Source organism: Amycolatopsis sp. CA-161197 (assembly GCF_050942255.1).
Lineage (GTDB): Bacteria > Actinomycetota > Actinomycetes > Mycobacteriales > Pseudonocardiaceae > Amycolatopsis.
On the sequence record NZ_CP192059.1, the window covers coordinates 2776549 to 2800654 of the forward strand.

General features: G+C 70.4%; 19 protein-coding genes and 1 pseudogene. 11 read left to right on the forward strand and 9 right to left on the reverse strand.

Annotated features, from left to right (window positions below; genetic code table 11):
* Positions 1-67 precede the first annotated feature (67 nt).
* From ACQPXB_RS13320 to hsaB, 5 genes are all read left to right on the forward strand, one after another.
* Positions 68-1648, forward strand: a complete 1581-nt coding sequence (locus tag ACQPXB_RS13320) for an FAD-binding protein (RefSeq protein ID WP_432851831.1) — start codon at positions 68-70, stop codon at positions 1646-1648.
* 30 nt (positions 1649-1678) lie between these two features.
* Complete coding sequence (gene hsaA, locus ACQPXB_RS13325; protein ID WP_432851832.1) at positions 1679-2848, forward strand: 3-hydroxy-9,10-secoandrosta-1,3,5(10)-triene-9,17-dione monooxygenase oxygenase subunit; 1170 nt, start codon at positions 1679-1681, stop codon at positions 2846-2848.
* Positions 2848-3678 (forward strand): 4,5:9,10-diseco-3-hydroxy-5,9,17-trioxoandrosta-1(10),2-diene-4-oate hydrolase, encoded by an 831-nt coding sequence (gene hsaD / locus ACQPXB_RS13330; RefSeq protein ID WP_432851834.1) that lies wholly within the window; start codon positions 2848-2850, stop codon positions 3676-3678. Before hsaA ends, hsaD begins: the two co-directional genes overlap by 1 nt.
* Positions 3679-4145: 467 nt before the next feature.
* Positions 4146-5045 carry an iron-dependent extradiol dioxygenase HsaC gene (gene hsaC / locus ACQPXB_RS13335; protein WP_432851836.1) on the forward strand — a complete coding sequence of 300 codons (900 nt, stop codon included), beginning with the start codon at positions 4146-4148 and terminating at the stop codon, positions 5043-5045.
* A 769-nt stretch (positions 5046-5814) separates the two neighbouring features.
* Positions 5815-6351 carry a 3-hydroxy-9,10-secoandrosta-1,3,5(10)-triene-9,17-dione monooxygenase reductase subunit gene (hsaB, locus tag ACQPXB_RS13340; RefSeq protein ID WP_432851838.1) on the forward strand — a complete coding sequence of 179 codons (537 nt, stop codon included), beginning with the start codon at positions 5815-5817 and terminating at the stop codon, positions 6349-6351.
* Positions 6352-6356: 5 nt separating this feature from the next.
* On the opposite strand, the gene ACQPXB_RS13345 is transcribed toward hsaB, so the two are convergent.
* The gene (locus ACQPXB_RS13345; RefSeq protein ID WP_220238245.1) at positions 6357-6611 is read right to left on the reverse strand and encodes a Smr/MutS family protein; all 255 of its coding nucleotides are present in this window, start codon (positions 6609-6611) and stop codon (positions 6357-6359) included.
* A gap of 94 nt (positions 6612-6705) precedes the next feature.
* Complete coding sequence (locus tag ACQPXB_RS13350; RefSeq protein ID WP_432851841.1) at positions 6706-7104, reverse strand: peptidase inhibitor family I36 protein; 399 nt, start codon at positions 7102-7104, stop codon at positions 6706-6708.
* Between the two features lie 142 nt (positions 7105-7246).
* Between ACQPXB_RS13350 and ACQPXB_RS13355 the strand changes: the two genes are divergently transcribed.
* Together ACQPXB_RS13355 and ACQPXB_RS13360 are read left to right on the forward strand one after the other, a co-directional pair.
* Positions 7247-10036 carry a BTAD domain-containing putative transcriptional regulator gene (locus ACQPXB_RS13355; RefSeq protein ID WP_432851843.1) on the forward strand — a complete coding sequence of 930 codons (2790 nt, stop codon included), beginning with the start codon at positions 7247-7249 and terminating at the stop codon, positions 10034-10036.
* A 154-nt stretch (positions 10037-10190) separates the two neighbouring features.
* A complete protein-coding gene (locus tag ACQPXB_RS13360) occupies positions 10191-10754 on the forward strand; it encodes a dihydrofolate reductase family protein (protein WP_432851845.1) in 564 nt (187 codons plus the stop codon).
* A 542-nt stretch (positions 10755-11296) separates the two neighbouring features.
* Here ACQPXB_RS13360 and ACQPXB_RS13365 read toward each other — a convergent pair.
* The 7 genes and pseudogenes from ACQPXB_RS13365 to ACQPXB_RS13395 form a co-directional block, all read right to left on the reverse strand.
* Positions 11297-12367: an MBL fold metallo-hydrolase gene (locus tag ACQPXB_RS13365; RefSeq protein ID WP_432851847.1), complete on the reverse strand. Its 1071-nt coding sequence runs from the start codon at positions 12365-12367 to the stop codon at positions 11297-11299.
* 10 nt (positions 12368-12377) lie between these two features.
* A complete protein-coding gene (locus ACQPXB_RS13370) occupies positions 12378-13412 on the reverse strand; it encodes a fatty acid desaturase family protein (RefSeq protein ID WP_432851849.1) in 1035 nt (344 codons plus the stop codon).
* A 79-nt stretch (positions 13413-13491) separates the two neighbouring features.
* Positions 13492-14610, reverse strand: coding sequence for an acyl-CoA dehydrogenase family protein (locus tag ACQPXB_RS13375; RefSeq protein WP_432851851.1), 1119 nt, complete (start codon positions 14608-14610; stop codon positions 13492-13494).
* Positions 14607-15599, reverse strand: a complete 993-nt coding sequence (locus tag ACQPXB_RS13380) for an acyl-CoA dehydrogenase family protein (RefSeq protein ID WP_432851853.1) — start codon at positions 15597-15599, stop codon at positions 14607-14609. The genes ACQPXB_RS13375 and ACQPXB_RS13380 overlap by 4 nt, the downstream gene beginning before the upstream one ends.
* A complete protein-coding gene (locus tag ACQPXB_RS13385) occupies positions 15596-16729 on the reverse strand; it encodes an acyl-CoA dehydrogenase family protein (RefSeq protein WP_432851854.1) in 1134 nt (377 codons plus the stop codon). Before ACQPXB_RS13385 ends, ACQPXB_RS13380 begins: the two co-directional genes overlap by 4 nt.
* 710 nt (positions 16730-17439) lie before the next feature.
* Positions 17440-18258, reverse strand: a pseudogene (locus ACQPXB_RS13390) (enoyl-CoA hydratase); the annotation flags it as partial.
* 571 nt (positions 18259-18829) lie between these two features.
* Positions 18830-20380 (reverse strand): FadD3 family acyl-CoA ligase, encoded by a 1551-nt coding sequence (locus tag ACQPXB_RS13395; RefSeq protein ID WP_432851856.1) that lies wholly within the window; start codon positions 20378-20380, stop codon positions 18830-18832.
* 71 nt (positions 20381-20451) lie between these two features.
* On the opposite strand from ACQPXB_RS13395, the gene ACQPXB_RS13400 reads away from it, so the two are divergent.
* Genes ACQPXB_RS13400 through ACQPXB_RS13415 form a run of 4 tightly spaced genes read left to right on the forward strand, consistent with a single transcriptional unit; the run spans position 20452 to position 24085 of the window.
* Entirely contained in the window at positions 20452-21567 is a 1116-nt protein-coding gene (locus tag ACQPXB_RS13400) for an acyl-CoA dehydrogenase family protein (RefSeq protein ID WP_432851858.1), read from the forward strand.
* A complete protein-coding gene (locus ACQPXB_RS13405) occupies positions 21564-22328 on the forward strand; it encodes an SDR family oxidoreductase (protein ID WP_432851860.1) in 765 nt (254 codons plus the stop codon). Before ACQPXB_RS13400 ends, ACQPXB_RS13405 begins: the two co-directional genes overlap by 4 nt.
* A gap of 10 nt (positions 22329-22338) precedes the next feature.
* Positions 22339-22941, forward strand: a complete 603-nt coding sequence (locus ACQPXB_RS13410) for a TetR/AcrR family transcriptional regulator (protein ID WP_432851862.1) — start codon at positions 22339-22341, stop codon at positions 22939-22941.
* Entirely contained in the window at positions 22934-24085 is a 1152-nt protein-coding gene (locus ACQPXB_RS13415) for an acetyl-CoA C-acetyltransferase (RefSeq protein WP_432851864.1), read from the forward strand. Before ACQPXB_RS13410 ends, ACQPXB_RS13415 begins: the two co-directional genes overlap by 8 nt.
* The last annotated feature ends 21 nt before the right edge of the window (positions 24086-24106 follow it).

Here is a 24106-nt window from a genome sequence, read left to right on the forward strand (position 1 = left end):
CCTGGCCTGTTCGGAGCAGCTTCTGTCACCATAGACGAGAACGTGTTCCAGTTCTAGGGTGGCCGACATGGACGAGCTCGTGGCAGACGTCGTCGTGATCGGAGCCGGCGCGGCCGGCGCGTGCGCGGCCATCGAGGCCGCCGACGCGGGGGCCGAGGTGCTGCTCCTCGACCGGTTCTCGGGTGGTGGCGCGAGCCGGGTGAGTGGCGGAGTGATTTACGCCGGGGGTGGCACTTCGCAGCAGGTCGACGCCGGAGTTTCCGACAGCGTCGACGCGATGTTCGAGTACCTCCGGCTGGAGACCGACGGCGTCGTGTCCGCGCGGACGTTGCGGCGGTTCTGTGAGACGAGCCCGGAGATGATCCGGTGGCTCGAAGGGCTGGGGGTGCCGTTCGAGGGAAGTTTGTGTCCCTACAAGACGTCGTATCCCAGCGACGCGTACTACCTGTACTACTCGGGGAGCGAGGCGTCGGGCGGGTTCCGGGACGCGGCCGCGCCGGCGCCGCGCGGGCATCGCGTCAAGGGGCCGGGGACGTCGGGGAAGCTGCTGATGGCACGGCTGCTCGCGGCGGCGCGGGCGCGGGGCGTGCGGGTGGTGCCGCAGACGCGGGCGCGCAGTCTTGTGGTCGACGCTTCTGGTGCGGTCACGGGGGTTGTCGCGGATCGCTTGGCTTCTTCGTGGGTGCGCCGGCGGCATGCGGTGCTGGCTTCGTATGCGGCGAAGCCGGGGATTTATGTGCCGCCGCTTCGGCGCTCGTTGCACCGTCGGGTGGAGCGGCTGGAAGAGCGGTATTCGCGTGAGGTGCGGATCGTCGCGCGGCGCGGAGTGGTGCTCGCGGCGGGTGGGTTCATCGCGAACCGTGCGTTGGTGCGCGAGCACGCGCCGGCGTATCGCGGCGGCCTCGCGCTGGGGACCTCGGCCGACGATGGATCGGGAATTCGATGGGGTTTGTCGGTCGGTGGCCGGGTTGCGGAGATGGACCGGATCTCGGCGTGGCGGTTCCTCACGCCGCCCGCCGCGTTCCTCGGCGGCTTGCTCGTCGACGCCGACGGGCGGCGGATCATCGACGAATCCCGGTACGGCGCGGCGATCGGCGAGCGGATGATCACCGCGCACGGCGGACGGGCCTGGCTGTTCGTCGACGCGTCGGTAGTCGCCGAGGCTCGCCGAGACGGGCGCAAGCAGGGGCAGTGGTTCGCGTGGCTGCAGCTTCGGTATCTGCTCGGCCGCGGTCGCGTCACAGGTGCTTCTTTGGAAGACGTTGCGCGCCGGGCCGGGGTCGATCCCGCCGGGCTGCGGGTGACGTACGACGCGTATCGCTCCGGCCCGGATCCGACGGGGAAGCCGGCGGAGTTCGCGCGGCCGTTGGACACTCCGCCGTTTTCACTGATCGACGTGTCGGTGAAACCGAGTCTTGGTTACCCGTGTCCGATGCTGACGCTGGGCGGGCTCGTGGTCGACGAGGACACCGGCGCGGTGGCCGGCGTGCGCGGTCTGTACGCGGCGGGACGGACCGCGGTGGGAATCTGTTCCAGGTCCTACGTGAGCGGTCTCTCGTTGGCGGACTGCGTGTTTTCCGGGCGCCGGGCGGGGAAGAGCAGTGCGTTGGAGCCGAGCCGCGTCGACAAAAACGAGAACGTGTTCTAGTCTTGGTCTCGTCGAACGAGAGGACGGCCGATGAGCGAGCTGGCTGCCGTGATCGCGGGGGTGCGTGACCTGCTCCCGGTGCTGCGGGAACGCGCGCAGGAGACCGAGGACGCGCGGCGCGTGCCGATCGAGTCCGTCAAGGCGTTGCAGGAGACGGGGTTCTTTCGCTTGCTGCAGCCGAAGCCGTATGGTGGACTGGAAGCCGACCCGGTCACGTTCTACACCGCGGTGAAGCTCGTGGCGAGCGCGTGCGGGTCCACGGGCTGGGTCGCGTCCATCCTCGGCGTCCACCCGTGGCACCTGGCGCTGTTCGACGCGCGGGCGCAGGAAGACGTGTGGGGCGAGGACCACGACGTGCGGATCTCGTCGTCCTACGCGCCGATGGGCAAGGCGACCGTGGTCGACGGCGGCTACCGGCTGTCGGGCCGGTGGAGCTTCTCGTCCGGTTGCGACCATTGCACGTGGGTGCTGCTGGGCGCGCCGGCGTTCGCGGACGATGCTCCGGTGGACTTCTGCACGTACCTGCTGCCGCAGGCCGACTACTCCCTTGTGGACGTGTGGGACACGGTGGGCCTGCGGGGGACGGGGTCCAACGACGTCGTGGTCGAGGACGTCTTCGTGCCTGCTTACCGAGCACTGTCCTTTGTGTCCACGTCGAAGTGCCGGACGCCCGGCCAAGAGGCGAACCCGGGGCCGTTGTACAAGCTGCCCTACGGTTCGGTGCACCCCAGCACGATCACCGCGCCGATCATCGGCATGGCCCAAGGTGCGTACGACGCGCACGTGGAGCACCAGGGCCGTCGCGTGCGGGCGGCGTACGCGGGAGAGAAGGCGCAGGACGACCCGTTCGCCAAGATCCGCATCGCCGAGGCGGCCAGCGAGATCGACGCCGCGTGGCTGCAGCTCACGCACAACATCGACGAGCTGTACCAGCTGGCGTGCCGCGGTGAGAAGCTGCCGTTCTCCACCCGGCTGCGTGTGCGGCGCGACCAGGTCCGCGGCACCGAACGCGCGATCTCGGCGATCGACCGCCTCTTCGAAAACTCGGGCGGCCGCGCGCTCCAACGCGGCACGCCGATTCAACGCTTCTGGCGCGACGCGCACGCCGGCCGCGTCCACGCGGCCAACGACGCCGAGCGCGCATACGTCATGTTCGGCACCGGCGCCTTCGGGCTGCCCGTCGAGAATGCGATGGTGTGATGGGTTCTGTGGTTTCCGTCCCGAGTGGACTCTCGCTGCACTACCACGAAGCCGGCCCCGAGCACGCCGAAACCGTGATCCTCCTCCACGGCGGCGGCCCGGGCGCCTCGGCGTGGTCCAACTTCGGCCGCACCCTGCCCGAGTTCGGCAAGGTGTACCGCACCTTGGCCGTCGACCAGCCGGGTTTCGGGGACTCGTCGAAGCCCACCGAGCACCCGCACTACTTCCGCCACAGCGCCGACGCCATCGTCGGCCTCATGGACACCCTCGGCATCGCCCGCGCCCACTTCGTCGGCAACTCCCTGGGCGCCGGCGCCGCCGTCCGCCTGGCCCTGGACCACCCCTCGCGCGCCGGCCGCCTGGTCCTGATGGGCGCTGGCGGCCTGAGCGTGAACCTCTTCGCGCCCGACCCGACCGAGGGCGTGCGCCTCCTCGGCCGCTTCGCCGCTTCCCCCACGCGCGACCGCATGGCCGCCTTCCTGCGCATCATGGTCCACGACCAGTCCCTCATCACCGACGCCCTGATCGACGAGCGCTTCGCCGCCGCTTCGACCCCGGAATCCCTCGCCGCCATGCGCTCCCTCGGCCACTCCTTCGCCACGTCCCCCACCGACGGCCTCCTCTGGCGCGACGCCCACCGCCTCCGCCACCGCGTCCTGCTCGTCTGGGGCCGCGAAGACCGCGTCAACCCCCTCGACGGCGCCCTCCTCGCCCTCAAAACCATCCCGCACGCCCACCTCCACGTCTTCGGCAACTGCGGCCACTGGGCGCAGGTGGAAAAGTTCGACGAGTTCAACCGCCTCACCCTCGACTTCCTGGGGAGCTCGTGATGGCGGTCGGTTCGCTGGGCCGCTTTCGTGCCGCCGTCGGCTTGGTGGGGGATGCATGACGGCGATTGGTTCCCTGGGCTATGTCCGTGTCGCAGTCGTTCTCTTCGGGAGTGCGTAATGGCCATCGGTTCGCTGGGCGGCTTTCGTGTCACCGTCGGCTCGTTGGGGAGTTGGTGATGACGATGAGTTCGCTTGGTCTCCGCCTCGCTCCGATTCTTCGGCGGAGCGAGATGGCGATCCGTTCCCTGGGCCGCCTCCGTGTCGCCGTCGACTTCCTGGGGAGTCCGTGATGTCGATCGGTTCGCTGAGCTGCTTCAGTACCGCCGTCGCCTTCTTGGGGAGCCTGTGATGGCCATCGGTTCCCGGAGCTGTCTCCGTGTTGCCGTCGGCTTCTTGGAGGCGTGCGTGAGGGCGATCGGTTCCCTGGGCCATCTCCGTGTCGCAGCCGATCTCTTCGGGAGGGCGTAATGGCCATCAGTTCCCTCGGCTACCTCCGCATCGAAGCGACCGACGTCCCCGCCTGGCGCGTCTATGCGTTGAAGGTCCTGGGCTTGGTCGAAGGCACCGGCCCCAACCCCGACGCGTTGTACCTGCGCATGGACGACTTCCCCGCCCGCCTCGTCATCGTCCCAGGCCCCGCCGACCGCCTCGCGCAAGTCGGCTGGGAAGCCGCCAACGCCGCGGAACTCGACGACATCCGCACCCGCCTGGCCGCCGCCTCCGTGCCCTACAAGGAAGGCACTCCCGACGAACTGGCCGACCGCCGCGTCGCCGAACTGATCACCTTCGCCGACCCCTCCGGCACGACGCTCGAAGTCTTCCACGGCGTCGCGCTCCAGCACCGCCGCGTCGTCAGCCCCTACGGCCACCACTTCGTCACCGGCCCCCAAGGCCTGGGCCACGTCGTCCTCTCCACCCACGACGACGCCGCCGCACTCGCCTTCTACCGCGACATCCTCGGCTTCCGCCTCCGCGACTCCATGCGCCTGCCGCCCCAGCTGATCGGTCGCCCCGCCGACGGCCCACCCGCGTGGCTCCGCTTCTTCGGCTGCAACCCCCGCCACCACAGCCTCGCGTTCCTCCCGATGCCCACCCCCAGCGGCATCGTCCACCTCATGCTGGAAGTCGAATCCACCGACGACGTCGGCCTCTGCCTCGACCGCGCCCACCGCCGCTCGGTGCCGATGTCCGCCACCCTCGGCCGCCACGTCAACGACCTCATGCTCTCCTTCTACATGAAAACCCCCGGCGGCTTCGACCTCGAATACGGCTGCGAAGGCCGCCAAGTCGACGACACCACCTGGCTCGCCCGCGAAAGCACCGCCGTGTCCTTGTGGGGCCACGACTTCAGCGTCGGCTCCCGATGACCACGCTGCTTCGCGGTCTTCTCGGCCCGCGTCGGCATAGCGGTGTCTTTGCGGGGCCACGACTTCAGCGTCAGCTCCCCATGGCTACGGCGCTTCGCGGTCCTCTCGGCCGCCGCCGGTACCGTGGTGTCTCTGCGGGGCAAGGACTTCGGCGTCAACTCCCGATGGCCACGATGCTCTGCGGGCTTGTTAGCCCTGGCCTGTATCGCGGTGTCTCAGTGAGGCCGCGATTTCAGCATCGGTTCTCGACGATCGCGTTGCCGCGCGATCTTTTCCGCGCGGGGAGACACCGCGGTATCGCAGTGGAGTCAGGACTTCAGCGCCGGTTCCCGACGGCCGCGGCCCCTCGCAGTTTTCTCGGCCCGCACCGGCACCGCGGTGCCCCCGTGGCGCCACGGTTTCAGCGTCGGTCCCCAATGCCCGCGTCGCTGCGCAGTTTTCTCCCCACGCGGCGGCCCGACGGTGCCGGTCCAGGGCCACAACCTCGTCGGCGGTTGCCGTTGACCGCGTCGCTGCGCAGTTTTCTCTCCGCGCGGCGGCACCGCGGTGCCGGTCCATGGCCGCGACCTAGTGGGCGGTTGCCAATGACCACGTTGCTTCGCAGCCTTCGCCGCGCGCGGCCACTCCGCAGCGCCCCTCTGGACTCGCGACTTCACCGCGAGCTCCCGGCGTCTGCGGTGCTGAGCAGCCTTGTCCGCCCGCTCCCGCGCACGTATGCCTCGAATCAGCCGGCGACCTGGCGTCCCACCGAAACGTCGGTGAGACCGGGATGACCGCCATACTCGATCCGTCTCGATTCCGCGCCGTGCTCGGGCACTTCTGCACCGGCGTCACCGTCGTCACCGGCCACGACGGGGCCGCGCCCGTAGGGTTCGCGTGTCAGTCGTTCGCGGCGTTGTCGCTGGATCCGCCGCTGGCGTTGTTCTGCGTGGCCCGCACGTCGCGCACCTGGCCGATCCTCGCCGCCACGGGTCGCTTCGCCGTCAACGTCCTCGCCGAGCACCAGCGCGACATCAGCACCACCTTCGGCAGCCGCGGCGAGGACAAGTTCGCCACCGTCGCCTGGCATCCCGCCCCGTCCGGGGCTCCGCTGATCCACGGCGCCCTCACGTGGCTCGACTGCGCCCTCGAGACCGTGCACCCCGCCGGTGACCACCACGTCGTCATCGGCCGCGTGACCGCACTCGGCGACACCTCCGACGCCCGGCCGCTCCTCTTCCACCGCGGCCAGTACACCGTCACGGAACCCGTCCCCGACCCGCTCGCGGCCCTCCTGCCCTGGCCCCGCCCGGACGACTGGCTCTAACGCGCCTACTTCCACCTGAAATGCACGAACACCCGCCCGAAGTTGTCCTTGTCCTTCTCCACGCGGTGGTAGAGCGCCTTGATCTCCTTCTGTTCCAAGAACCGCAGCACGTGCTTCTTCAGCTGCCCAGATCCCTTGCCCGGGATGATCTCCACGAGCGGCGCCTTCTTCGCCACGGCCTCGTCGATCACCGCCCGCAGCGCCCGGTCGATCTCGCCGCTGCGGTTGTAGATGTCGTGCAGGTCGAGCTTGAGCTTCATGCCGTCCAGCGTGCCACGCGCACCTCGCGCGACGACCGGACCGAGCCGCCGGCGCACCCCTCACGGCGCCGGCGGCTCGGTCCGGAGCGGGGGATCAGCAGGCGTTGATCTTCCAGGAGTCGGCCTTGTCGTTGGTGCCCGGGATGTCGGCGAGGTTCTTGTAGTCCTTGAACGGGCTGACCTTGAGGATCAGCTTGTCGCCCAGGACGCCGCGGTGGTTGTAGAGGCAGATGGTGCGGTTGCCGTTGTTGATGATCGACGACAGCTGGCTGCGCTTGTCACCGCTGGACGCCGGCGGCTTGTTGAAGCTTCCCGACGGGGTGGAGTTGTAGTTCAGGTGCCAGCCCGTGTAGCTCGCGTTCTCGTAGAAGCAGTAGTTATTCGCCGGACACGGCGCGGTCGCGGCGGAGGCCGGCGCCGCGGCGAGCACGGTGCCGGCGGCGACACCGGCGATGGCGGCCGCGATCGCGGCGACGGAACGGATCTTCGACATGGCGGTTCTCTCCCCTTCAGCGGCCGCCCCCGGAGTGGGCGACCGGATGGCTCAACCGTGCCGAGCTCCGTCCTCGTGTCGTCATCACGCCGTCCTCACGCAGGTCAGCGCAGGTATGATCACGGTCCGGGGAGGGACGTGGATGGACTTCTGTGTGCTGGGGCCGTTGGAGATCTGGACGGCCGGGGGACGGCTGCCCCTCCCGGGAACCCGGCACCAGCGGGTGTTGGCGACGTTGCTGCTCACCCCCAACGCCGTCGTCCCGATGGCGAGGCTCATCGAGGCCACGTGGGAGGGCGAGCCGCCCGCCACGGCCACCAAGCAGGTCCAGAACTGCGTGTCGGCCCTGCGCGAACGGCTCGGTGACGCCGAGCAGCGCCTCATCGTCACCGACGGTCCCGGCTACCGGATCACCGTCGCCGACGACCAGCTCGACCTGCTCCGCTTCACCAAAGGCCTCGCCGACGCCAAGCGCTTCGCCGAGCAGGGCGCCCTGCGCGACGGCGTGCGCGAGATCCGCACCGCGCTCAAACTCTGGCGTGGCCCCGCACTCGACGGCCTCGACACCCCCGCGCTGGTCAGCCGCGCCGCCCGGCTGGACGAGCAGCGCCTCGACGCGTTCGAGTCGTGCGTCGACTGGCAGATCGCGCTCGGCCAGCACCGCGAGGTCGTCGACGAACTCGCCGAGGTCGTCGCCGAGCACCCGCTCCGCGAACGGCCGCACGCCCAGCTGATGCTCGCGCTCGACCGCTCCGGACGGCAGGCGGACGCGCTCAAGGTGTTCCAGCGCCTGCGCGCCGACCTCGCCGAGGAGCTGGGCATCGACCCCGGCCACGACGTTCGCGACCTGCACGAACGCATCCTCCGCGGCGAGAACCGCCTGGCCGCCACTGTGCCCGGCACCGCACCGCCGGACGAGCTCGACCGCGCGGTGAAAGAGCTCGCCGCGGCGATCTCCCGGCAGTGGACAGCCGAAGCCGAGCTGCGCTCGCTCAAGCGGCCGGAGCCCGTGCCGTTGAACTGGTCGAGCACCGAGCGCGAGGTCGCCGCAGCCGCGTCAGCAGTGCTCGGCGGCCGGCCCGGCGAGGGCCCGGACCGCCTCGTGTTGAGCGGCGACCTGACCGACCTCGTCGCGAAGTTCCGCCAGGTCCCGGCCCGGCAGCTCGTGGTACTCGGCGAGCCCGGCGCCGGTAAGTCCGTGCTGGCGATCCTCCTCACTCTCGGTCTGCTCACCGACCCGCCACCGGGCGAGCCCGTGCCGGTGCTGCTGCCACTCGCCTCCTGGAACCCGCACCGCGAACACCTGCACACCTGGCTGGCGCGCAAGCTGGTCGAGGAGTACCCGGGCCTCGCGAACACCGCCGCCTACGGCGAGGACGCCGGCCTGCGCCTGGTCCTCGAAGGCCGGATCATCCCGGTCCTCGACGGTCTCGACGAAACCCCGCCCGGCCTCCACACCGCCGCGATCGACGCGCTCGACCAGGCCGTCGGCGCCGGCCGCCCGCTCGTGGTGACCTGCCGCAGCGCCGAGTACGAGCTCGCGGTCCGCCGAACGGGCTCCTTCCTGACCCGCGCCGCGGTGGTAGAGATCGAGCCGGTCGAGATCGAGGACACGATCGACTTCCTCACCGCCCGCCGACGCTCCGGCGAGACCCGTTGGGACCCGCTCGTCCGCCGGCTGCGGCGCGAGCCGACCGGGCCCCTCGCCCAAGCCCTGCGCACGCCCCTGATGGTCGATCTGGCCAGGACCGCCTACGCGAACCCCGCCACCGACCCCGGCGAACTCTGCGACCCCACGCGATTTCCGGATCGCGCGTCCGTCGAACGGCACCTCCTCGACGCGTACCTCCCTGCCGTCTACACCCGCAAACCCGCACCTCCCGCTCAGCTCGCCCGCCCACACCGGCCGCGCGACTACGACCCCACGCAGGCCGAGCGCTGGCTCACCTTCCTCGCGCGCCGGCTCGAACACGAACACACCCGCGACCTCGCCTGGTGGCAGCTGGACCGATCCGTGCCGAGGCTCGTCGTCGGCCTGTACCTCGGGCTGCCGCCCGCGGTGCTGTTCGCCCTCACCGGCTGGCTGGCCGCCGGCCCGGTGATCGGCGCGATCTACGGAGGCTCCTTCGCCATCGCGGGCTGCGTCACCCACAGCGTCGGGCGCCGCCCGGGCCCGTTGCGAGTGGAACCGAGGTTCGCGGGCACCGCCGGCCGCTTCGCCCGCCGGTTCGCGGTGGGCGCCGTGATCGGAGTCTGCCTCGGCCTCGGCTGGTCGCTCCCGGCCTGGGTGATCAGCCTGCTCGCGCTCGTGTTCGGCCTGGCCATCGGCGTGCACGTCTGGCTGGGCACACCGCTGGACGCGAACCGGGTCTCCAGCCCGGAGACCGTGCTGCGCCACGATCGCGCCGCGGCCCTCTCGTTCACGTTGTCATTCATGGTCTCCCTGGGTCTCTTCTACGGTTTGGCACTGGCCCTCACCCCCGCGGAGTCCACCTTCGAGGTGCTGAACGGGCACTACGACGTGGTGCTCGGCCTGGCGGGCGGGGTGGCCGCCGGGCTGCTGGGGCGGTACCTCGTGGCGAACCTGGGTGGTGTCGCCTACGGGATCGCCGGCGCGGTCATCGGCGGTCAGGTGTTCGTGCCCGCGACGAGTGCGGCGCAGGCAGTGGTGGGTGGTGGTCTGTTCGGCCTTTCTGTCGGTGTGAGTGTGTGTTTGGCGCGGGCGTGGGGCGCGTTCGCGTTCACGCGGCTCTGGCTGGCGTCGCGGGGTCGGATTCCTTGGGGATTCATGGCTTTCCTCGCCGACGCGCACCGGCGCGGGGTGCTGCGGCAGGTCGGCGAGGTGTATCAGTTCCGGCACGCGAGGCTGCAGGAACGGCTCGCCGACGCGGGATCTACAGCGGGCGGGCGCCCAGACATGGGCGACGAGTAAGGATCACTGGAGCAGCACCGTTCCATCATGCCCACGGTGATCCACTAGTGTCATCGATTCGAACACATGTTCGCACGATCGGGTGGCCGACCGATGATTTTTTGGCGCCGTGCCGGTCTGTACGCGCAATACCGACTCACGGGAGGCTGGCGCCATGCGGAAACTGACCTTTGGCATGAACGTGTCCCTGGACGGCTACATCGCCGCACCCGGCGACGACCTCGGCTGGAGCGTGCCGAGCGACGAGCTGTTCCAGTGGTGGTCCGACCGGGTGGGGGCGACCGACCTGGCGCTGTACGGACGCAAACTGTGGGAGGTGATGAGTTCCCACTGGCCGACCGCCGACCAGCAACCCGGTGTCACACCGGCGGAGATCGAGTACGCCCACCGTTGGCGGGATATGCCGAAGGTGGTGTTTTCCTCCACGATCGGCACGGTCGACTGGAACACCCGCCTGGTCGCCGGCGACGCGGTCACCGAGATCACCCGGCTCAAGGCCGAGGACGGCGGCCCCATTGACATCGGCGGCGCCACACTCGCCGCAGCGGCGATGCGGGCCGGGCTGATCGACGAGTACGTGCTGGCCACTGCGCCGGTCCTGGTGGGCAGTGGCACGCCGTTCTTCACGGCCCTGGACAACTGGGTGAACCTGACCCTGCTGGAGACCCGGACGTTTCCCGACGGTGTGGTCCTGGCCAGGTACGAGACCAAGCGCTGAATGCGCAAGGGATCCCGTCAACGGGACGGTCGGACCCGGTGGTTCACCGGGTCCCCGTGCCGGTGCGTGCGCTTGTCGCGGCGTCCTGTCGGCGAGGGCCTGGTGGGGCCGCAGGATGTTGTAGGTGTGACGGAACGGGTCGAGTTCGACAGCGAGGCGTTGCCGTCGTGACCGGGAAACTTCGGACCCTGCCACCAAGTCTGGCGCACCCCGGGTGTCATCGACTCGCACACACGTTCGCACGATCGGGTGGTCACTCGGGTGAAGGGCGGCGATTGCCGCCTCAGGCACGCTAACGTCGGATTCATCAAAAGCAGCCGGACGCGGTGCGACTCCGCCCCGTCCTCCTCGGCGCGGAAATCCTTCAGCGGCAACTATTTCTGCACTCGAGCAGCACACACTCGAGTAGCACACCGGCACATTCACGAGAGAACGGAACAGCGATGTACGCAGCAGAGGTCGATTCGGTGGCGCGTAAACAAGCTCGTTCGCACCGGAGACCCGAGCACCGCCTCAAGGACGGCGAGCGAAGACCCAGGGCGTCATCCCAGCGTCTGCCACCAACCGTCCACCGCGGGCGGGTTCGCCACGTCGATCCGCTGACCGGGATTCGGCACGGCGAGGGTGAGGTCGTTCGCCTTCGCCTCACGCCACACCCGGTCCGCAGGCTCGCCCCAGGGGTGCATGGCGAGGGAGAACGTGGCCCAGTGCACCGGCACGAGCAGCCCACCGCGAACGTCGATGTGCGCGGCGATGCCCTCTTCGGGCGTCATGTGGATGTCCGGCCAGTGCGGGGCGTACGCGCCGACCTGGATCAGCGTGGCGTCGAACGGGCCGTACTCCTCGCCGATCTTGGCGAAGCCGTCGAAGTAGCCGGTGTCCCCGCTGTAGAACACCCTGTGCTGCGGCCCGGCGATGACCCACGACGTCCACAGGGTGCTGTCATTGCCGATGCCGCGGCCGGAGAAGTGCTGGGCCGGCGTCGCCACGAACCGGATGCCGGCGACCTCGGCTTCCTCGTGCCAGTCGAGCTCGACGATCCGCGAAGCCGGCACGTGCCACCGCTCCAGGTGCGCGCCGACGCCCAGCGGCACGAGGAACGGCGCGTCGTGCGCCTCGAGCAGGGCGCGCACGGTGGCGAGGTCGAGGTGGTCGTAGTGGTCGTGCGAGATCACGATCGCGTCGATTCGGCCGACGGCGTCCAGCGGCACCGGCGCGGCGTGCAGGCGGCGCGGGCCGACGAAAGCGGCGGGCGAGACCCGGTCGCTCCACACCGGATCGCACAGCACGCGGGCGCCGTCGATCTCCACGAGCGTCGACGCGTGGCCGTACCAGGTGAGGAACAGCCCTTCGGAGGAATCGGCGCCGGCATCGGCCACGAGCGGGATCTCTCCGGTCGGCTTGCGGCGGTCGCGGTCGTCGCCGAAGAGCAGCTCGCGCAGGATGCCGCCGGCGGCCGATGGCGACGGGGACGAGCGCGTGGGTGAGGCGTTGTGGAAGACGCCGTCGGCGTACTGCGGCGAGCGACGCATCCGCTCGGCACGCGCGCCGGTGGCCTTCGCGCCGAAGGCCACCGGGAGGTCACCGAGTGCCGAGACAGTTTTCCTGAGCATGCCCCCGAGTCTACGAACGCTTCCTGAGAGGAGCCCCAGCTTCGTGGAGGTGGGTCAGCGCCTGCCGGTAGGACTCCACGAGGCTCGTCTGCAGGTAGGGAATGCCGAGCTCGGCGCAGTAGCCCTGCACGATCGGTTGCGCGCGTCGCAAGTGCACCGACGGCATGCTCGGGAAGAGGTGGTGCTCGATCTGGTAGTTGAGGCCGCCGAGGGCGACGTCCACGATCGCGCCGCCGCGGACGTTGCGCGAGGTGAGCACCTGCTTGCGAAGGAAGTCGAGCTGGGGGCGGCCGGTGAGCGTCGGCATGCCCTTGTGGTTCGGCGCGAAGATCGATCCCATGTAGACACCCCACAGTCCTTGGTGGACGGCGAAGAAGAGCAGGGCCAAGCCCGGCGGGAGGACGACGAACAGCGCGGTGAGGTAGGTCGCGAAGTGCAGCGCCAGAAGAGTGGCCTCGAGGCCACGCCGGCGCAGGCCGGGCCGGGCGACCGCGCGGATGCCGGACCAATGCAGGTTCAGGCCTTCGAGCGTGAGCAGCGGGAAGAAGAGGAACGCCTGGTGCCGCCCGATGAACCGGGGCACGCCGCGGCTGGCGCGGGCCTGGTCCTTCGACCAGACGAGGATGTCGGGGTCGACGTCGGGATCCAGCTCCTCGTGGTTGGGGTTCGCGTGGTGGCGGGTGTGCTTGTCCATCCACCAGCCGTAGCTCATGCCCACGCCCAGGTTGCCCGCGAGGAGCCCGGCGGCTTCGGTCGGGCGTCGCGTGCGGAACACCTGGCGGTGGGCGAGGTCGTGGGAGAGCAGGGCGATCTGGCCGAACATGAAGGCCTGGAACGCGGCGACGGCGAGCTGCCACCACGAGTCCCCGAGGAGCGCGAAGGCGACCCAGCCGCCGGCGAACAGCGTGGCCACCACGGCGATCCTGGCCGTGTAGTAGCCGGGGCGCCGCGCGAGCAGCCCCGCGTCGGTGATGCGACGGGAAAGGCGGGCGAAGTCGCTGCCCGGGCCGGCCGCGGCCGGGAGGACGAGATTGTCTGTGGTCACCTCGTCGAGTTTTTCGGGGAAGCCGGTCGAGCAGAACCCGGCAGACCCCAGAACCCGCACGGGGGGTGGCCCTACCCCGCTAGGGGTGGACGCGCGAAAGGTGGTGATGGGGTGCGCCGAAAAGCTGCGAGGTGGCGTGTGCTCGTTTGAAGTACCGGTGCGCGGGATGGTCCCAGGTGATGGCGATGCCGCCGTGCAGCTGGATCATCTCGGCGGCGACCGCGGCGAACACCTCGCTGCAGTGCACTTTCGCCACCGCGTCGAGCCGGGGTGACTTCGGCGCGGCGTAGGCGGCTGAGCGTGCGGTCTCGACCAGCACGTGGAGGTCGGCCATTCGGTGCTTGAGCGCCTGGAAGCTCCCGATCGGGCGGCCGAACTGCACTCGCCGCCGCGTGTACTCCACGGTGAGCTCCAGTGCCCGGGCTGCGGCGCCTGCCTGTTCGGCGGCGAGGACGGCACAGGCGACGTCGCGGACTCGTGCGAGGTCGACCCGTCCGAGCGGACGCGCGCGGACACGGTCGAGCGTCACGGTGGCGAGGTGGCGGGTCTCGTCCATCGTCGGTACGGGTTCGCACCGGACGCCGGGGTTCGCGGGGTCGACCTCGAAGAGGGCGGGTCCGTCCGGGGTTCGGGCGGCGGCCAGGAGGACGTCGGCGCCGGCGGCGTCAAGTACGTAGTGGGCGGTTCCGTTCACTGTGGACTCGTCAGCGGTGAAGGCGGGCTGCAGAGGGTCCCAGTGCCCGTCGGCGGTCCAGGCGAGAGCGCCGACGATGCCCTCGGCCAGGGCCGGGAGCAGGCGGGCCAGGACCGGAGAGTCGGTCTCGGTGGCGTTCGTGTTGGTGTTGGTGGTGGCGAGGAGGGAGGTGACGGCGAGGACGGAGGAGCCGAGAAACGGTACGTCGGTGAGGTCGCGGCCGAGTTCTTCCGCGACGATCTGCACCTCGGTGATGCCGATGGCGTTGTCCGGAGAGCCTGGAGCGGCCGACTGGCGCGGGCGGATCGGGCCGGAGTGGTCGATCGGGTCGGCCGGATCTGCCGGCTGGGTCGCCGGTTCGGTGGCGAACCCGCCGAACCGTTCGGGCACGGTGAGGGCTGCGGCACCCACCTGGGCGCACAGGGCAGGCCACGGCTCGGCCTCGCGGTCGAGGAGCTTGCGGACGCTGGCGCGGAGGTCGTCCTGCTCGGGTGTGAACGTCACGGTGCGATCGCCGCCAGGACGCGTCGGCGGTGTTCCGCCGGGGTGCCCCAGGCGCCGGCGAGGGCGCGCACGCGCGTGAGGCGCAGGCCGAGTGGGTGTTCGGCGGTGTAGCCGACGGCGCCGTGGACCTGGAGCGCCGTCCGGGCGGCGAGGTGGGCGGCGTCGCCGCAGGCGGTCTTGGCGGCGGAGACGTCGGCGGGTTCGCCGGTGACCGCGGCGCCGTAGAGGAGGGGGGTCGCGAGCTCGAGGGCCGTGGCGACGTCGGCGAGGAGGTGCTGCACGGCCTGGTAGCGGCCTATCTCGCGGCCGAACTGGCTTCGGGTGAGGGCGTGGCTGACCGAGGCTTCGAGGAGCCACCGGCCGGCGCCGAGGAGCTGGGCCGCGGTGAGGAGGGCGCCGAGATCGAACGCGCGTTCCGGTGCGAGCGCGGGGCCGACGTCGGTCCCGGGCACGGGTTCGAACAGGCGGCGTGCTGCGTCGAGAGAGGAGAGGGCGGCGCCGGGTGTGAAGGTGCGGAGGCGCGGGCCGTCGGCGAGGTAGCGCGCGTCGGCAAGGTCGGCGTCGAGGGCGAAGGGAACGTGAGGAGGAAAGGAGAGCGATACGAGCGTTTCGCCGGTGGCCACGGAGGTCAGCACTCCGTCGTCGATGAGCAGCGGCAGCACCGCGGCGTCGGCCCACGGGCCGGGTGGGCAGAAGCGGCCGAGCACCTCGAAGGCGACGACGGCATCGACGACGTCCGCGCCTGAACCGCCGGCGCCGGCTGGAGTGTGATCATCGGCTGGGCGGTTGGCGGTGGCGAGACCGCCGTGGTGAGTGGGGATGGTGAGGGATTGGAGGCCCTGGTCGGCGAGTCGGCGCCAGATTTTCAGGCCCGGGCCGGGGTTGCCGATGGCCCAGGCGCGGGTGGCGGTGTCGCAGTCGAGGGTGGTGAGCAGGGCCGTGAGGGAGGCGGCGAAGTCGAGGTGGTCGGGGGAGAGGGTGAACCTCATCGGTCTCCTCTCGGGAGGCCGAGCAGGCGCTCGGCGATGATGCCGCGCTGGATTTGGTCGGTGCCGCCGTAGAGGGGGCCGGCGAGGGAGAAGAGCCAGCCGTCGGGCCAAGGGCCGCGGAGTTCGGCGGACGGGCCGAGGAGGTCGAGTGCGGTTTCGTGGAGGGAGAGGTCGAGGTGTGACCAGAAAAGCTTGGTGACGCTGGCTTCCGGGCCGGATTGGGTGCCGTCGGCGAGGCGGGTGACGGTCGCGAACGTGTGGAGCTGGTAGGCGCGGGCGCCGATCCAGGCGTCGGCGACCTGGGCGGCTGTGGCGTCGGGGCGGCCTGAGGCGGACCAGAGGTCGGCGAGACGTCGTGCGCCGGCAAGAAATCTGCCGGGGCTGCGCAGGGAGAGCCCGCGTTCGTTGGCGGCGGTGGTCATGGCGACGCGCCAGCCGTCGCCAGGGGTGCCGATGATGTCGGTGTCCGGGACGAAGGCGTCGTCGAAGAAGATCTCGGCGAAGCCGGGCTCGCCGTCGAGCTGGGAGATGGGGCGCACAGTGACGCCGGGGGCGCGGAGGTCGGCCATGAGGTAAATGAGGCCGCGGTGGCGCGCCGAGCCGGGTTCGCTGCGGAACAGGCCGAACGCCCGGTCCGCGAAGGCGGCGCGGGAGCTCCAGGTCTTCTGGCCGTTGAGGAGCCAGCCGCCGTCGGTGCGGGTGGCAGTGCTGCGGAGGGAGGCGAGGTCGCTGCCGGCTTCCGGTTCGGACCACGCCTGGGCCCACACTTCTTGTGAGCGCGCCATTTTGGGCAGGATCCGGGTGAGCTGCTCGGGGGTGCCGTGGGAGAAGAGGGTGGGGGCGAGCATGAAGATGCCGTTCTGGTTCACCCGCGCGGGCGCGCCGGCGGCGTAGTACTCCTCCTCGAACAGGACCCACTCGAGGAGGCTCGCGTCGCGGCCGCCGTACTTGCGGGGCCAGGAGACGACGGACCAGCGCGCGTCGGCGAGCGCCGCTTCCCAAGCGCGGTGTGCGGCGAAGCCCTCGGCCGTGTCGAACGAGGGCAAGGGCTCGCGCGGCACGTGCGTGGCCAGCCACTCGCGCGCCTCGTCGCGAAATGCCTCGGCAGCGGGGCCGGGTTCGAGGTCCACTGGGCTCACGCTCCGCTTTCGGGCGCACCGTCAGTGGGCTCGGGTCCAAAGCTGGCCGAGTTGCTGCGGGTCGTGGCGCGGTCGGCGGATTCGGGGCTGACGTTACTTGGGCTACGGCGACCAGTGGGCTGGCCGGTGGGTTCGGGACCGGTCCTGCTTGCGGCACCGTGATCTGCGGGGCTGCCGGCGGATTCGGGACTGGTGACGCCTGAAGGGCGGTGATCTCTGGGAGGGCCAGAGGATTCGGGACTGGTGTTGCTGGCGCTGCGCTGATCCGTGGGGTGGGCGGCTGGTTCGGGATTCGTAACGGCTGGAGGGTGTCGGTCTGTGGGAGGGCCAGGGGGTTCGGGACTGGTCTTGCTGGCGCTGCGGCGACCCGTGGGCTGGCCGGTGGGATTGGCGACGGCCGTAGGGCGGTGGTCAGGGGGAAGGCCAGAGGAATCAGGACCGATGTTGCTTGCGGTGCCGTGATCCGTGGGGTGGCCAGCGGATTCGGGGTTGGTGTTGCTCGAGATGCCGGGATTCGTGGCGTGGTCGGTGGAATCCGGGCTGGTGAAGGCTGAGGTGGTGAAGGCTAAGGCAGGGCGGACTGCGGATGTGGGACCAGTGTTGCTTGCGGGGCTGTGATTTGTGGGGTCGGGGCTGCTGGCGCCTGAGGTGGCGTCGGCGGCGGGGGTTGGCGCAGCGTGGGGCGTTGGCGGTGTGGGGTGGCGCATGGAGCGGGCGGTGTGGCCGCCGAGGGAGTCGCCGGTGGTTTCGGCGTTGTGGGCGTGGGCGAGGTGGTGGAGGGCGAATGCGGAGTCCATGCCGTTGCGCAGGCCCATGAGGTCTTCGGCTTGGTTGACGGCTTTTTTGGCGAGCGCGAGGCCGAAGCGGGGCATCTCGGCGATCTGGGCGGCCAGTGACAGAGCCTCGGATTCCAGGGCAGCGCGGGGGACGACGCGGTTGACCATACCCCATGTCAGGGCCTGGTCGGCGGAGAAGCGGGCGCCGGTGAAGAGGACTTCCTTGGCGGCGCGCGGGCCGAGGACCCAGGGGTGGGCGAAGTACTCGACGCCGGGGATTCCCATGCGGACCACGGGGTCGGCGAAGAAGGCGTCGTCGGAGGCGACGATGAGGTCGCACGTCCAGGCGAGCATGAGGGCGCCCGCGATGCAGGCGCCCTGGACGGCGGCGATGGTGGGCTTCGGCAGGTCGCGCCAGCGGCGGCACATGCCGAGGTAGACCTCCGACTCGCGGGCGAAGCGCTGGTCGGCGCCGGGGGCGTCGACGTGGTCCCACCAGGTCACTGCGCGGCGGGGGAACGAGACGTCGGCGTCGCGGCCGGGGGAGCCGATGTCGTGGCCGGCGGAGAAGTGGTTGCCCGCGCCGGCCAGGACGATGACCTTGACGTCGGAGTCTTCGACGGCGCGGGTGAAGGCATCGTCGAGGGCGTAGGTCATCGCGGAGTTCTGGGCGTTGCGGTACTCCGGCCGGTTCATGGTCACGACGGCGGTCGGGCCGCGGCGTTCGTAGAGGACTTCAGACATCGGTGAGTCCTCCCCGATTGCTGTGGTCGGCCCCGTACCCGGCGAGGATGGGGATGAGGGCATGACTTTTGTGCGTGTCGTCAGTCATTGTGGTCTCCCGGGTTGCGGTGGTGGGCCTGGTCCGCGGCGAGAATGGGGACAAGGACACGACTTTCGTGCGCTTCTTCAGCCATTGTGATTTCCGGTTGCTGTGGTGGGTTCACAGTCAGAAGGGAATCGGGCCACGGTGTGCGCGATCGTCTTCGGACATTGGTGCGGTCTTCGCCGGTTGTGGTGGGTCGGCCGGTTCACGGTGACGAGGGTGGTGGCGCCGTGGTGTTGGTGGAGGGTTTCCGGCATCGGTGTTCGCGCCGTTGCGGTGGGCCGGGCCGGTCCCGTGACGAGGGCGATCGAGGCGCAGGGATTGTCGGAGGCTTCAGTCATGGGTGCGCTCTTCGCGGTTTCAGCGCGCCGGCCGGTTCGGGATGGCGCGGCGGTGTTCGTGCCGCGCTTAAGGCACGCGAAGTGCCGACTGGAGGACGTCGGGTCTGCGCGACGTGGCCGTGATGGCCGGCACGCCCGGTGCGAGGACTCAGGCATGCGGGCGCTCCTGTGGTGGGACCGGGGTGGTGGGCGTAGCAGAGGCGGGGTCGGGTGGGGCGTCGCGCAGGAGACGTTTGAGGACCTTGCCCGAGGGGTTGCGGGGGAGGGCGGACATGAACTCGACCGAGCGCGGAACCTTGTAGTTCGCCAGGTTCTCCTTGCAGTAAGCCAGAACCTCCGCGGCGGACACAGCGACGCCGGGGCGGGGGACGATGTAGGCGCGGCCCACCTCGCCCAGGCGGGGGTCGGGGTGGCCGACGACGGCGGAGTCGACGATGGCGGGGTGGGTGGCGAGCACCTGCTCGACCTCGGCGGGGTAGACGTTGAAGCCGCCGGTGACGTAGAGGTCCTTGAGGCGGTCGGTGATGCGGAGGTGGCCGTCGGGGGACAAGTGCCCGACGTCGCCGGTGTGGAGCCAGCCGGCGGGGTCGATGGCGGACGCGGTGGCGGCCGGGTCGTCGAGGTAGCCGAGCATGACGTTGGGGCCGCGCAGGAGGATCTCGTCGTGGGCGCCGAGGCGGATTTCCATGCCGGCCGTGGGGAGGCCGGAAAAGTGGGCGATGACGTCCAGCGGATCGGTCGGCCGGCTCATGGTGGCGACGACGGCTTCGGTCAGGCCGTAGGCCGTGAGTACCGTGTCGAAGCCCAGGTCGGAGTGCATGCGGGCCACCAACGACGCGGGGACGGTGGCTGCGCCCGTGACGGCCAGGCGAAGAGTGGACAGGTCACGGCGTGAGCGGTCGGGGGCGTCCAAGAGCATTTGGTAGACGGTCGGGGCGCCGGGGAGCACGGTGATGCGTTCCTGTTCGATCAGCTGCAACGTCGTAACAACATCGAAGACGCGTTGCGGAACGATCGTCGCGCCCGTCAGGACGCAGGCCAGGATGCCGGCCTTGTAACCGAAACTGTGGAAGAACGGGTTCACCACCAGGTATCGGTCCGGTGCGGACAGAGAGGCGCACGAAGCCCACGCGGCCGCCACCCCGAGGGCTTGACGGTGTGCGCTCATGGCGCCTTTGCTGCGGCCGGTGGTGCCGGAGGTGAAGAGGATGTCGCTGACGTCGTCCGGGGTCACCGCCGCGGCATCGCAAGTGCCGTCCACATCGGACCATTCGACGACGCCCGGCACCGGAGGTTCCACGCCTTCGACAGGAACCCGCACGACGAGCGGTGGTAAGGAGTCCAACGCAGCCAGCCGCGAAGTGCCGAGGAACCGGCCCGTGATCACCAAACCCGAGACCCGGGCGCGAGAAAGCACATCCAGCGTCTCCCGCGCGGTGAACCGGGTGCTCACCGGAACGAGGGTCGCGCCCGCGTACAGCACGCCCAGGCCGGCCACGACCCAGTGCCAAGTGTTGGGGGAGCACACCGCGACCCGATCACCGAGGCCAACGCCGTGGGAAGACAGGAAGCCTGCGAAGACCCGCACGCGGGAGCGCAGCGCGGCCCACGTCAGCCGGACGTCGCCGTCGGCCACGGCTTCGCCCGTGGGGTCCCGCTCCGCGGCCGCGTCGAGTGCTGCGGGGACCGTCAGCGTCATCGCAGACCTCCCTAGCAAGTGCTTGGTAGGGTAACCTACTGACGAGCCCCGGGGCCAGAGAGGAGAACGCGGTGGACGAGTTCCGGACGCGGATCCGCACCTGGCTGGCCGAGCACCTCGATCCGAAACTGAAAGGCCTCGGCGGGCCCGGCCGTGAACACGAAGCCTTCGCGGAACGCCGGGCCTGGGAACGGAAACTCGGCGCCGCCGGGTGGAACGGGATCGGCTGGCCGACCGCGCACGGCGGGCGCGGTGCGACGATCGAGCAGCAGGTCGCGTTCCACGAGGAGTACGCCCGCGCCGACGCGCCCGCGCGGGTGGGGCACCTCGGGCAGGAGCTGCTGGGGCCGGCGCTCATCGCGTTCGGCACCGAAGCGCAGCAACGCCGGTTCCTGCCGAAGATCCTCGCCGTCGACGAGCTGTGGTGCCAGGGTTACTCCGAACCCGGCGCGGGGTCCGACCTCGCCGCGGTCGCCACGAAAGCCCGGCTCCGCAACGACGAGTGGGTGATCACCGGCCAGAAAGTCTGGACTTCCCTCGCTCACGTCGCCAATTGGTGCTTCGCCCTCGTCCGCACCGAGCCGGGCAGCAAACGCCACCACGGGCTGTCGTTCCTGCTCATCCCCATGCACCAGGACGGCGTGGAGGTCCGGCCGATTCGTCAGCTCACCGGCACGGCCGAGTTCAACGAGGTCTTCTTCACCGAAGCGCGCACCGCCAAGGACCTCGTGGTCGGCGCGCCCGGTGACGGCTGGCGGGTTGCGATGGGGCTGCTCGGGTTCGAACGCGGCGTCGCGACGCTCGGGCAGCAGGTCGGGTTCCGCCGGGAGCTGGAGGCGATCACGGAGCTGGCCGAAACGTCCGGCGTGGCAACGGATCCGCATATCGCCGAAGCCATCGCCCGGGCGTGGGTCGGCCTCGAAGTCATGCACGCGCACGCCCTGCGCGCACCCGACGGGCCCGGCGCCGCGTCCGTCGCGAAGCTGGTCTGGGCCGGCTGGCACCGCAAGCTGGGCGAACTGGCCATGCTCGTGCGCGGCGCCGCGGGCCTGATCGCGACCGAAGACCGCTGGCAACGCCTGTTCCTCTTCTCCCGCGCCGACACCATCTACGGCGGCTCCGACGAGATCCAGCGCACCGTGATCGCCGAGCGCGTGCTCGGCCTGCCCCGGGAGGCCCGCCCGTGATCACCGTCCCGAAGTACCCGCGTGGCAACAACTTGCTCAAGGACAAGGTCGTCGTGGTCACCGCGGCAGCGGGCACCGGCATCGGCTGCGCCGCCGCGAAACGCTGTCTGGAAGAAGGCGCGAACCTCCTCATCAGCGACCGCCACGAACGCCGTCTCAAGGAGACCGCGACCGAACTGGGCGTGCCCGGCGTGCCCTGCGACGTCACGCACGAAGAAGACGTGCAGCACCTCATCGACACCGCCGTCGAGCACTACGGCCGCCTCGACGTGCTCGTGAACAACGCCGGTCTCGGCGGCACCTGCTCCCTGCTCGACATGTCCGACGACGAGTGGTCGCGCGTGCTCGACGTGACGCTCACCGGCACCTTCCGGGCCACGCGCGCGGCCCTGCGCCGGTTCGCGGTGCAGAAATCCGGCGGCGCCATCGTGAACAACGCGAGTGTGCTCGGCTGGCGCGCGCAGGAGGGCCAGGCCCACTACGCCGCCGCGAAGGCCGGCGTGATGGCCCTGACCCGCTGCGCCGCCGTGGACGCCGCGCCCTACGACGTGCGCGTGAACGCCGTCGCGCCCAGCCTCGCGATGCACGCCAACCTCGCGAAGGTGACCAGCGACGAGCTGCTCGCCGAGCTCACCGCGCGCGAGGTCTCGGGGAGGGCGGCGCAGCCGTGGGAGGTGGCGAATGTGATGGTGTTCCTGGCCAGTGAGTACGCCTCGTACCTCACCGGCGAGGTGGTGTCGGTCAGTGCCCAGCACGCGTGAGGTGGAACGAGTGAAGAACGCCCCCGGATCCCGGCGAGCCGAGCTGCTCGCGCTCGCCGCGAAGCTGTTCGCCGAGCGCGGGTACGTGTCCACCACGGTCCGCGACATCGCCGACGCCGCGGGCATCCTGTCCGGCAGCCTCTACCACCACTTCGACTCGAAGGAGTCGATGGCCGACGAGATCCTGTCCGGCTTCCTCGACGAGCTCTTCGGGGCCTACGCCGAGATCGTCGCGGAGCGCAAAGGCCCGCGCGAGACGTTGGAAGCCGTGGTCGTCGCGTCGTTCGACTCGATCCACCGCCGCCCCGCCGAGGTCGCGATCTACCAGAACGAAGCCCAGCACCTCATGCAGCTGCCGCGCTTCGCCTACCTCAACGACCGCAACGCCGAGTTCCGCAAGCTCTGGAACGGCATCCTCGCCGACGGCGTCGAGGCCGGCGTCTTCCGCCCGGACCTCGACGTGGAGCTCGTCTACCGCTTCATCCGCGACACGGTCTGGGTCGCCGTGCGCTGGTACAACCCCGAAGGCGCGCTGAGCGCCCACGACGTCGCCGACCAGTACCTCGGCATCCTGCTCGACGGCATCGCGACCCGCAGGAGGCGCCGTGGCTGAGGCCTACGTGCTCGACGCCGTGCGCACGCCCGTCGGCCGGCGCGGCGGCGCGCTCTCGGCGGTGCACCCCGCGGACCTCGGCGCGCACGTGATCCGGGCGCTGATGCACCGGGCGCAAATCGACCCGGCACTGGTCGACGACGTGATCCTCGGCTGCGTCGACACGCTCGGCCCGCAGGCCGGCAACCTCGCGCGCACCGCGTGGCTCGCCGCCGGGTTCCCCGACCACGTGCCGGGCGTGACCGTCGACCGCCAGTGCGGTTCGAGCCAGCAGGCCGTGCACTTCGCCGCGCAGGCGGTGCTCAGCGGCACGGCCGAGCTCGTGCTCGCGGGCGGGGTGCAGAACATGTCGGCCGTGCCGATCGGTTCGGCGATGCTCGCCGGGCGTGAGCTGGGGTTCCCCGACCCGTTCTCGGGCTCGAAGGGCTGGCAGGAGTGCTACGGCGCCGAGGAGGTCTCGCAGTTCCGCAGCGCCGATCTCATCGCGCGCCACTGGGACCTCTCGCGCGCGCAGCTGGAGGAGTTCGCGCTGCGCAGCCACGAACACGCGGCCGCCGCCATCGACGAAGGGCGCTTCGACGCCGAACTCGTGGCCTACGGTGACTTCCGCGTGGACGAAGGTCCCCGTCGCGACACCAGCCTCGCCAAGATGGCCGCGCTGAAGCCGCTTTCCGAAGGCTCCTGCATCACCGCCGCGGTCTCCAGCCAGCTTTCCGACGGCGCGAGCGCGACCCTGCTCGCCTCGGAAGCGTTCGTGCGGGAGCACAAGCTGAAGCCCAAGGCGCGCATCCACCACCTGTCGGTGCGGGCCGCGGATCCGGTGTGGATGCTCACCGGCCCGATCCCGGCGACCGCGCACGCGCTGCGCAAGACCGGCCTGACGATCCGGGACATCGACCTGTTCGAGGTCAACGAGGCGTTCGCCAGTGTCGTGCTCGCGTGGCTCGACGAGACCGGCGCCGACCCGGACCGCGTGAACGTCAACGGCGGCGCCATCGCGCTCGGCCACCCGATCGGCGCGTCGGGCACGAAGCTGTTCGCCACGCTCCTGCACGAGCTCGAACGCCGCGACGCGCGGTTCGGCCTGCAGACGATGTGCGAAGGCGGCGGCACCGCCAATGTCACCATCGTCGAACGGCTCTGAAGGGCCGGCCACCACACCGTC

Excerpts from the sequence above, each read along its gene's own strand:
- ACQPXB_RS13320 (WP_432851831.1), top strand. The coding sequence starts at position 68 with ATGGACGAGCTCGTGGCAGACGTCGTCGTGATCGGAGCCGGCGCGGCC.
- hsaA (WP_432851832.1), top strand. The coding sequence starts at position 1,679 with ATGAGCGAGCTGGCTGCCGTGATCGCGGGGGTGCGTGACCTGCTCCCG.
- hsaD (WP_432851834.1), top strand. The coding sequence starts at position 2,848 with ATGGGTTCTGTGGTTTCCGTCCCGAGTGGACTCTCGCTGCACTACCAC.
- hsaC (WP_432851836.1), top strand. The coding sequence starts at position 4,146 with ATGGCCATCAGTTCCCTCGGCTACCTCCGCATCGAAGCGACCGACGTC.
- hsaB (WP_432851838.1), top strand. The coding sequence starts at position 5,815 with ATGACCGCCATACTCGATCCGTCTCGATTCCGCGCCGTGCTCGGGCAC.
- ACQPXB_RS13345 (WP_220238245.1), bottom strand. The coding sequence starts at position 6,611 with ATGAAGCTCAAGCTCGACCTGCACGACATCTACAACCGCAGCGGCGAG.
- ACQPXB_RS13350 (WP_432851841.1), bottom strand. The coding sequence starts at position 7,104 with ATGTCGAAGATCCGTTCCGTCGCCGCGATCGCGGCCGCCATCGCCGGT.
- ACQPXB_RS13355 (WP_432851843.1), top strand. The coding sequence starts at position 7,247 with ATGGACTTCTGTGTGCTGGGGCCGTTGGAGATCTGGACGGCCGGGGGA.
- ACQPXB_RS13360 (WP_432851845.1), top strand. The coding sequence starts at position 10,191 with ATGCGGAAACTGACCTTTGGCATGAACGTGTCCCTGGACGGCTACATC.
- ACQPXB_RS13365 (WP_432851847.1), bottom strand. The coding sequence starts at position 12,367 with ATGCTCAGGAAAACTGTCTCGGCACTCGGTGACCTCCCGGTGGCCTTC.
- ACQPXB_RS13380 (WP_432851853.1), bottom strand. The coding sequence starts at position 15,599 with ATGAGGTTCACCCTCTCCCCCGACCACCTCGACTTCGCCGCCTCCCTC.
- ACQPXB_RS13395 (WP_432851856.1), bottom strand. The coding sequence starts at position 20,380 with ATGACGCTGACGGTCCCCGCAGCACTCGACGCGGCCGCGGAGCGGGAC.